Raw genomic sequence first — 8,202 nt, forward strand, 5'->3', positions numbered from 1 at the left:
AGCGCCGGGCCATGCCCGGCGGGCCCAGCGGCGTGGATCAGGCCCCGCCCTGGATGTTGGCCTTCACTGCGGGCTGCATCAGCTTCGGTTCTTCCAGCGTCGCATCGCGGGCCTGGCGCACGCTGACGAACTCTGCCTCGGCTACGCCGTCGTGCACGTGGATGTTGTGCGCGCGCTGTTGGCCGATGGTGGTTTCGTTGGCGAACCCGCGGCCACCGGGGCCGTAGTCGTGGCAGACAAACACGCGCGTCGCATCGGGCAGGGCCAGCAGGCGCTGGATTGAGCGGTACAACTGCGCGGCATCGCCGCCCGGGAAATCGCAGCGGGCAGTGCCGCCGTCGGGCATGAACAGCGAGTCGCCGGTAAACAGCGCATTGTCGATCAGATAGGCGATGCTGTCGCTGGTGTGGCCGGGCACGGCGATCACCTGGCAGCGCAGTTCACCCAAAGCGAAGGTCTCGCCATCGCTGAACAGGTGGTCGAAGATCTCATCGGCCGCGGGAAGCTGCAGGCCATAGCGCGGTGCGAACGTGGCCTGCACCGCGCGGATGCCTTCACCGATGGCCAGCGTGGCCTGCGGGAAGCGCTGCTTGAGCCGGCGCCCGGCCGACACATGGTCGGCGTGGGCATGGGTTTCCAGCAGCCAGCGCAGCTGCAGGCCCTGGTGTTCGATGGCCTGCAACGCGGCCTGCAACGGCGCTTCACTGCTGGCATCGGTATCCGGGTCGTAGTCCAGGACCGGGTCGATCAGCGCCGCCTCGCCGCTGGCCGGGTCGCTGACCAGGTAGCTGAAGGTGTTGCTGTCACGGTGGAAGAACGACTGCACCTGGACCGACATCGGAACTCTCCTCAGCGCGTGCCGAGCACGCGGTTCAGCAACTGCGCCAGGTTCTCACCGGCCAGTCGCAGCTGCGCTTCGGCCAGCGGCCGGTAGCGTTCGGTGTATTCGTCACCGATTTTACGCGTGGCCGGATAAACGCCAGCTTGCATGGAGATGCGGCAGCTGGCCTCGGCCCACGTCTGCGGGTCGCGCTGCGGGTTGGACTGGCGCGCCAGCTTCGGCGCGCGCTGGCTCTGCAGCAGCGGCAGATAGCCCGCATCGTCCAGCTTGCGGGTATTGAGCATGCCGCTGTCCCACAGCGAGTGCAGGTTGGTACCGCGGTTGCCGAACTGCAGCTGGAAATCGTTGCCGCCCTTGTCGTGGGCGTAACCGGCGTGCATCGGTTGGTGGATGTCGCCGACCAGATGCACCACGAACTTCAGCGCCTGCAGGCGCTCGCCGTCGGTCAGGCTGCGATCGCCGAGGATGGCGCTCTGTGCCTTCAGGGCCTCGACGATGCAGTTGCCGTTTTTGCAGTGCTTCGGTGCTTCGTAGTGGCAGTTGTCTTCGGCGATGTTGACGTAGTGCCAGCCGGCCGAGCGGCGGCCCAGGCCCGGGTCCTTGGCGCGCAGCTGGTCGGCCCACGGCGCGATGCTGGCCAGCGTGGCGTCCGGTTCGGTGGCCAGCAGGCGGCCCACTTCGGCGCGGGCGGCGGGGCTGAGGCGGGCGTCGGCGACTTCGGCGACAAGGCGGTGGCCTTGCGCGCCCCAGGCATGTGCGGGGGCGGAGACGGACAGCAGGGCCGGCGCCAGGGCGGCGGCGAGGAACAGGGAGTGCAGGGCTTTCATGCGCACATTCTAGCGGGGTAGGTGGATTGAAGAGCGGCGCGTTCCTGTTCCGAAGTGGGAGCGCAGAGGGAGGGGCGGCGGGACACGCCGTGAATCCGTCCCTGGAGGCTCGATGGCGCCATCCATGGCGCCAACGGTCCCGCCGCCCCTCCCTCTGCGCTCCCCTCCAAACATGGCCGCGGAGGCGGATGCAAACGTCAAAGGCAACATCAAGAACAAATGCAGGATCAAAATCCGCCTTCTGCAATTGCAGGCAACCATTACGCCTCGGATGTGCAGGCTCCCCGCCTTGCCCCAGCTCCGGAACCGCTTCAGTCCCAGGCACAAAAAAGCCCCGGCAATCACCGGGGCAACATGCTGCGAGGGTTTTGCGTGCGGCGGGGGAGCGGGGGCGAAGCCCCCGCGCTCAACACACCGCTTTAGAACTTGAAGACGTACGAAGCGCCATAGACCAGCGGATCGATGTTGACCGTGCCGATCTTCTCGCCGTTCAACTTCACCTTGCTGTCGATGTCGATCCAGCGCATGTCCACGCGCAGCGCGCCCTTCTCGCCGATCGCGAAGTCCACGCCCGCATGCGCGGCCAGGCCCCACGAATCCTGCAGCTTCAGGCGGCTGTCCTTCAGCGCACCGGTGGTGTCTTCGCTGAAGAAGGTCGTGTAGTTCACGCCCGCACCGATGAACGGCGACACCTTGCCCTTGCTGTTGAAGTGGTACTGCACGGTCACCACCGGCGGCAGCTGCTTGGTGCTGCCCACGCGGCCCAGGCCATTGATGTTGATGTCGTGCTTGAACGGCAGCGCGGCCAGTACTTCGATGCCGAGGTTGTCGGCGATGAAGTACTCACCGGTGATGGTCGGCTTGACGTCGTTGTCGACGTCGACCTTCAGGGTGTGGTTGGCCAGCCAGCCATTGTTCGACTTCGGGGCCACCTGGTGCACGCCGGCGGAAATGGTCCAGTCGCCCTTGGACTGGGCCATGGCCGGGGCGGCGGCGAGCGACAGGGCGGCGGCCAGGCTGGCCACGATCAGGGGGGAGGTCTTGCGCATGGGGGTGATCTCGTTGCTGGGTGGATGTGGCCAGTCTCGGCCTCACATCGCGCTAACGCTTTGATCCGGATCAAATCCTGTCTGCCGGCCCGCTGCCCGCCGGGGCTGGCCCGCGGTGGCCAGCCCCGGTTTGCTAGACTTGTGGGCCCTATCCATCCCGCCGCACCCGTCGCGGCCGCAGGAGCTTGAGAACATGGCAATCAAGGTTGGTATCAACGGTTTCGGTCGCATCGGGCGTAACGTCCTGCGCTCGGCGGTGCTGAACTTCGGCGACGACATCGAAATCGTGGCCATCAACGATCTGCTGGAGCCGGACTATCTGGCCTACATGCTCAAGTACGACTCCGTGCACGGTCGTTTCAAGGCCGACGTATCGGTGCAGGGCAACGACCTGCTGGTCAACGGCAAGAAGATCCGCCTGACCCAGGAACGCGATCCGGCCAACCTGAAGTGGGACGAAGTCGGCGCCGATGTGGTGCTGGAAGCCACCGGCCTGTTCCTGACCAAGGAAACCGCGCAGAAGCACATCGATGCGGGCGCGAAGAAGGTGATCATGTCGGCCCCGTCCAAGGACGACACGCCGATGTTCGTGTTCGGCGTGAACGACAAGACCTACGCCGGCCAGGCCATCATTTCCAACGCGTCGTGCACCACCAACTGCCTGGCCCCGCTGGCCAAGGTCATCAACGACAAGTGGGGCATCAAGCGTGGCCTGATGACCACCGTGCATGCGGCTACTGCCACCCAGAAGACCGTCGATGGCCCGTCCAACAAGGACTGGCGCGGTGGCCGTGGCATCCTGGAAAACATCATTCCGTCGTCCACCGGTGCGGCCAAGGCCGTCGGCGTGGTCATTCCGGAACTGAACAAGAAGCTGACCGGCATGAGCTTCCGTGTCCCGACCTCGGACGTGTCGGTGGTCGACCTGACCGTCGAGCTGGAAAAGGAAGCCACCTACGCCGAGATCTGCGCTGAAGTGAAGGCACAGAGCGAAGGCCCGCTGAAGGGCATCCTGGGCTACACCGAAGACAAGGTCGTGGCCACCGATTTCCGCGGCGAGACCTGCACCTCGGTGTTCGACGCCGAGGCCGGCATCGCCCTGGACGGCACCTTCGTCAAGCTGGTCACCTGGTACGACAACGAGTGGGGCTACTCGAACAAGTGCCTGGAAATGGCCAAGGTCGTCGCCGCCAAGTAAGGCCGGCCAAGATCGCACGCGGACCCCGGCCTGGCCGGGGTTCGTCGTTTATGGGGCCAGCCCTGTCGTAGCATGGGCCGGTCGACCGCTGCCGCTGGGGCGCGGGATTGCAATGGAAGCATGCAATGGAAGCATTGATCGCCCTGGTGGTACTGGTCCTGCTGGCCATCCCGCTGCTGCTGGTGGTGGCGCTGGTGATGATTGCCGGCCTGCGCCGCCGTGTGGCCGCGCTGGAAGGTGCCCTGGCCGCCGCGCCGGCCGCCCGGCCGGTTGCAGCCGAGCCTGCGCCAGAACGGGCTGCGCCCATGCCTGCGGCCGGCGCCGATCCGCCGTTCCTGCGGCCGGTGGCGGCTGCCGCACCGCCTCCGCCCCAGCCAACGCCGCCGCCGGTGCGCGAAGTGGTGCCTGCGGCAACGGAGGCGCTGCGCCCGGTCGCACCACCGCCGGTGCCACACGCGCCGGTGCAGCCGCCGTTGCCTTCCGAACCGGCGCTGCCCAACTTCATCGAGCGCGGCATCGGAGCGGTCAAGCACTGGTTCACCGAGGGCAACGTGCCGGTCAAGATCGGCATGCTGGTGCTGCTGGCCGGTGTTGCCGCGCTGTTGAAGTACGTCAGCGACCAGGGCTGGCTGGTGCTGCCGATCGAGCTGCGCCTGGCCGGTGTCACCGTGGGTGCGCTGGGCCTGCTGGCGTTCGGCTGGCACCAGCGTGAGCGCCGGCGTCTGTTCGCACTGGCGCTGCAGGGCGGTGCCATTGGCGTGTTGCTGCTGACCATCTTCGCCGCCTTCAAACGGTTCGAGCTGCTCAACCCCGGGTTTGCCTTCGCCAGTTCGATCGCGCTGGTGGCTGGCCTGTGCGTGCTGGCGGTGGTGCAGAACTCGCGCACGTTGGCGGTGCTGGGCATCCTCGCCGGCTTCATGGCGCCGCTGTGGCTGTCCACCGGCAGTGGCAACCACGTGGGTCTGTTCAGCTACTACGCGGTGCTCAACGCTGGCATCTTCGCCATCGCCTGGTTCCGTCCGTGGCGTGCGCTGAACCTGCTTGGCTTCGCTTTTACCTTCGGCATCGGTACGTTCTGGGGCGTGTTGCAGTACGCGCCGGACAAGTTCAGCAGCACCGAGCCGTTCCTGCTGCTGTTCTTCGCCTTCTACCTGTTGATCCCGCTGCTGTACGCGCGCCGGCAGCCCGCCGGGCGACGTGACCTGGTCGACGGCAGCCTGGTGTTCGGCACGCCCTTGGTCGCCTTCTCGATGCAGGCGGGCATGCTGCACGAGCAGCCGATGACGCTGGCGCTGTGCGCGCTGGGCCTGGCGGCGATCTACGCCGTACTGGCGCGGGCACTGATCGCGCGCGCGTCTTACACCGTGCTGGCGCAGTCGCATGCGGTGCTGGCGGTGGGCTTCGCCACGCTGGCGGTGCCGCTGGCATTGTCTGCGCGTGCCACCGGCGCGGTGTTCGCGCTGGAAGGTGCGGGCCTGGCCTGGCTGGGCCTGCGCCAGAAACGCTGGCTGCCGCAGGTGTCCGGCGCGTTGCTGCAGATCGGTGCTGCGTTCGCCTTTGTGGCCGGCGCCGACCACTGGCTCGAAGACGCACGCTTCCTGCTCAACCCGACCGCCATCGGTGCACTGCTGCTGGCCATTGCCGGTTTCGCTTCGGCATGGAGTTACCAGCGCAGGGAGCGCCATGAGATCGCACTGGTCTACTACCTGTGGGGCCTGCTGTGGTGGCTGGGCGGCCTGGTGCACGAGATCTTCCGCTTCTTCCCGCACCGCACGCAGGCCGATGCGTTGCTGGTGCTGGTCGCGGCCACGGCCTGGCTGGCGGCTGAAATGCAGCGCCGCCAGCCGGCACGCGCGCTGGGCGTAACCGCCCTGGCGATGCTGGCCCTGGGCTTCCCGCTGGCGCTGATGCAGAGCGATGCGCACCAGCAGCCGTTCGCCGGCTATGGCGCACTGGCCTGGGCGGTGTTTGCGGCGCTGGGCGTACGTACGTTGCTGTGCCTGCGCCAGGGCGGCAACACCGTGGCACGCATCGCGCAGTTCCTGTGGTGGCTGCTGTGGCCGTCGCTGCTTTCGTTGCTGGCCCTGTGGGGCGGTGGCGAGGCCGGGCTGGCACAGGGCTGGACGCTGCTGTTGTTCACGCTGCCGTGGCTGCTGATGGCGGCGCTGTCGTTGTGGCGCTGGGATGCACTGCGCTGGCCGCTGGGGGCTGCCTTCGACAGCGTGCGCCTGCCGTTGCAGTGCGTGCTGTTCGGCCTGCTGTCCGCAGGCTGGCTGTTCGGCCAGTTGCTGCCGGGTGACGCAGCGCCGCTGCTGTGGCTGCCGGTGTTGAACCCGGCCGAGCTGGGGCAGTGGTTGAGCCTGGCGCTGCTGGCGCGCTGGCTGTACAGCGGGCAGGCGCCGCAGGCACTGGTGAAGATCCGGCTGCCGCTGTTGGCATTGGCCACCTTCGTCGCGCTGACCAGCCTGGTGCTGCACGGCGTGCATCAGTGGGGCGGCCTGTCGTGGAGTTCGTCGATGATGCGTTCCAGCCTGGCGCAGACCAGCCTGACCGTGCTGTGGAGCGTGCTCGGCGTGATCGCCTGGGTCTGGGGTTCGCGCCGCGGCCAGCGCGTGCTGTGGATGGTGGGTGCGGTGCTGATGGGCGTGGTGCTGGCCAAGCTGGTACTCATCGATCGCCAGCACCTGGGCAACCTGTTGGGTATCGCATCGTTCATCGCCTACGGCCTGCTGTGCACGGTCGTGGGTTATCTGGCACCGGCACCGCCGAGCGCGGCGCCGACCGTGGAGGAAAAACAATGAGGACGTGGAGCAGGGCGCTGCTGCCGGCGATGTTCGGCATGCTGGCCGTCGTCACCGCACAGGCCGCCGATTACCGTACCCAGTACGCCGAACAGTGGCCGCTGACGTTGTCCAGCGCACAATCGGGTGCCTACCGTGTTGTGCTGGAACCGGCGATCTACCGTCGCGCCGGCAGTGCGGACCTGGGCGATGTGCAGGTGTTCAATGCCGCCGGCCAATCGTTGCCGTCGGCCTTGCTGGCGGCGGATCAGCCGCTGGCGCAGCCGCCGGTGCAGCGTGAGCTGCCGTGGTTCGCGTTGCCGCCACTGGCCGAAGCACAGCGCAACGACCTGCAGTTGCTGACCGAGCGCGATACCGATGGCCGTGTGCGTCGCGTGGAAGCCCGCGTGAGTGGCGGTGCGGCGGCGAGCGGGCAGGGTGGCTGGCTGATCGACGCCAGCGTGCTCGGCCAGCAGCCGCTGGCGGCGCTGGTGCTGGATTGGGCCGACAGTGGCCAGCCGTTGCAGGCTCAGGTGCAGCTGGACGTCAGCGACGACCTGCAGCACTGGCGTGCGATTGGCCGCGACATTCCGCTGGTGGATCTGCAGCGCGCCGGCAAGCGCCTGCTGCAGCGCCGCCTGCAGGTGGATGGTGAAGCGCGCTATCTGCGCGTGCTGGCGCAAGGCGATGCGCGTCTGCCGACGCTGCGCAGCGTACTGGCCGAGCTGCCGCCGGCACCGGCCACACTGCCGTGGGAATGGTTGTTGCTGGAACCGACCTCGAAGGGCAAGGGCGAGTACACCTTCGAGATGGATGGCCGCTTCCCGGCCGCACGTGCCGACGTGGCCAGCACCGACAACAGCCTGGTGCAGTGGACATTGTTCAGCCGCGATGACCAGAGCGCGGAATGGCAGCGCCGCAGTGCACCGTGGATTGCCTATCAGCTGCAGCAGGGCGCGCAGGGCCAACGGCAGCAATCGGCCGCGCAGCCGCTGGGCGGCGTGCATCGGGATCGTTATTGGAAGCTGGTGGCGAACCCCGCCGAAACGGCCACCGCACCGACTCTGCGCCTGGGTTACCAGCCCGAAGTACTGGTATTCCTGAGCCAGGGCGCGGCGCCCTACGCATTGGCGGTGGGCAGCTCGACCGCGCGCCGCACGGAGGCGCCGATTGGCGTGCTGATCGAGGAACTGCGCTTGCGCAACGACCCGTCGTGGCAGCCGACGCTGGCACGACTGGAAGGCAGCCCTGAGCCGCTGGCCGGCGACGCGGCGCTGAAGCCGCAGCATGATTGGAAGTCGTGGTTGCTGTGGGCGTTGCTGGGTCTGGGTGTGCTGGTAGTGGGCGGCCTGGCGGTCAGCCTGCTTCGGCAGAAGCCGGCGCCTTCGGCGTAGGTTCCGGCGAACGGCGCAGCCCCTCGTGGGTGGGGGTGGTCGTGCAAAGCAAAAGCAAAAGCCGCGCTTGGCCGGGCGGGGTGGGTTCGCGGCGGACGCCGCAAGTACGTCCT

General features: G+C 67.5%; 6 protein-coding genes. 3 read left to right on the forward strand and 3 right to left on the reverse strand.

The window, feature by feature from the left end; all coding sequences use genetic code 11:
* Window positions 1-37 precede the first annotated feature (37 nt).
* The 3 genes from N5D20_RS21710 to N5D20_RS21720 all read right to left on the reverse strand — a co-directional run bounded on the left by N5D20_RS21710 (window position 38) and on the right by N5D20_RS21720 (window position 2,717).
* Window positions 38-838: an MBL fold metallo-hydrolase gene (locus N5D20_RS21710; RefSeq protein ID WP_049453725.1), complete on the reverse strand. Its 801-nt coding sequence runs from the start codon at window positions 836-838 to the stop codon at window positions 38-40.
* Window positions 839-849: 11 nt separating this feature from the next.
* Entirely contained in the window at window positions 850-1,668 is an 819-nt protein-coding gene (locus tag N5D20_RS21715) for a S1/P1 nuclease (RefSeq protein ID WP_164193057.1), read from the reverse strand.
* Between the two features lie 419 nt (window positions 1,669-2,087).
* Window positions 2,088-2,717, reverse strand: coding sequence for an OmpW family outer membrane protein (locus N5D20_RS21720; RefSeq protein WP_049437095.1), 630 nt, complete (start codon window positions 2,715-2,717; stop codon window positions 2,088-2,090).
* Window positions 2,718-2,910: 193 nt separating this feature from the next.
* Here N5D20_RS21720 and gap point away from each other — a divergent pair, with 193 nt between their 5' ends.
* The 3 genes from gap to N5D20_RS21735 all read left to right on the forward strand — a co-directional run bounded on the left by gap (window position 2,911) and on the right by N5D20_RS21735 (window position 8,089).
* Window positions 2,911-3,915, forward strand: coding sequence for a type I glyceraldehyde-3-phosphate dehydrogenase (gene gap / locus N5D20_RS21725; RefSeq protein WP_197579269.1), 1,005 nt, complete (start codon window positions 2,911-2,913; stop codon window positions 3,913-3,915).
* Between the two features lie 125 nt (window positions 3,916-4,040).
* Window positions 4,041-6,716 (forward strand): DUF2339 domain-containing protein, encoded by a 2,676-nt coding sequence (locus N5D20_RS21730; RefSeq protein ID WP_197579268.1) that lies wholly within the window; start codon window positions 4,041-4,043, stop codon window positions 6,714-6,716.
* Window positions 6,713-8,089: a DUF3999 domain-containing protein gene (locus N5D20_RS21735; protein WP_197579267.1), complete on the forward strand. Its 1,377-nt coding sequence runs from the start codon at window positions 6,713-6,715 to the stop codon at window positions 8,087-8,089. Before N5D20_RS21730 ends, N5D20_RS21735 begins: the two co-directional genes overlap by 4 nt.
* The last annotated feature ends 113 nt before the right edge of the window (window positions 8,090-8,202 follow it).

Origin of the sequence: Stenotrophomonas sp. GD03877 (genome assembly GCF_029840555.1) — a bacterium.
In the GTDB taxonomy this organism is placed as follows: Bacteria; Pseudomonadota; Gammaproteobacteria; order Xanthomonadales; family Xanthomonadaceae; genus Stenotrophomonas; species Stenotrophomonas geniculata.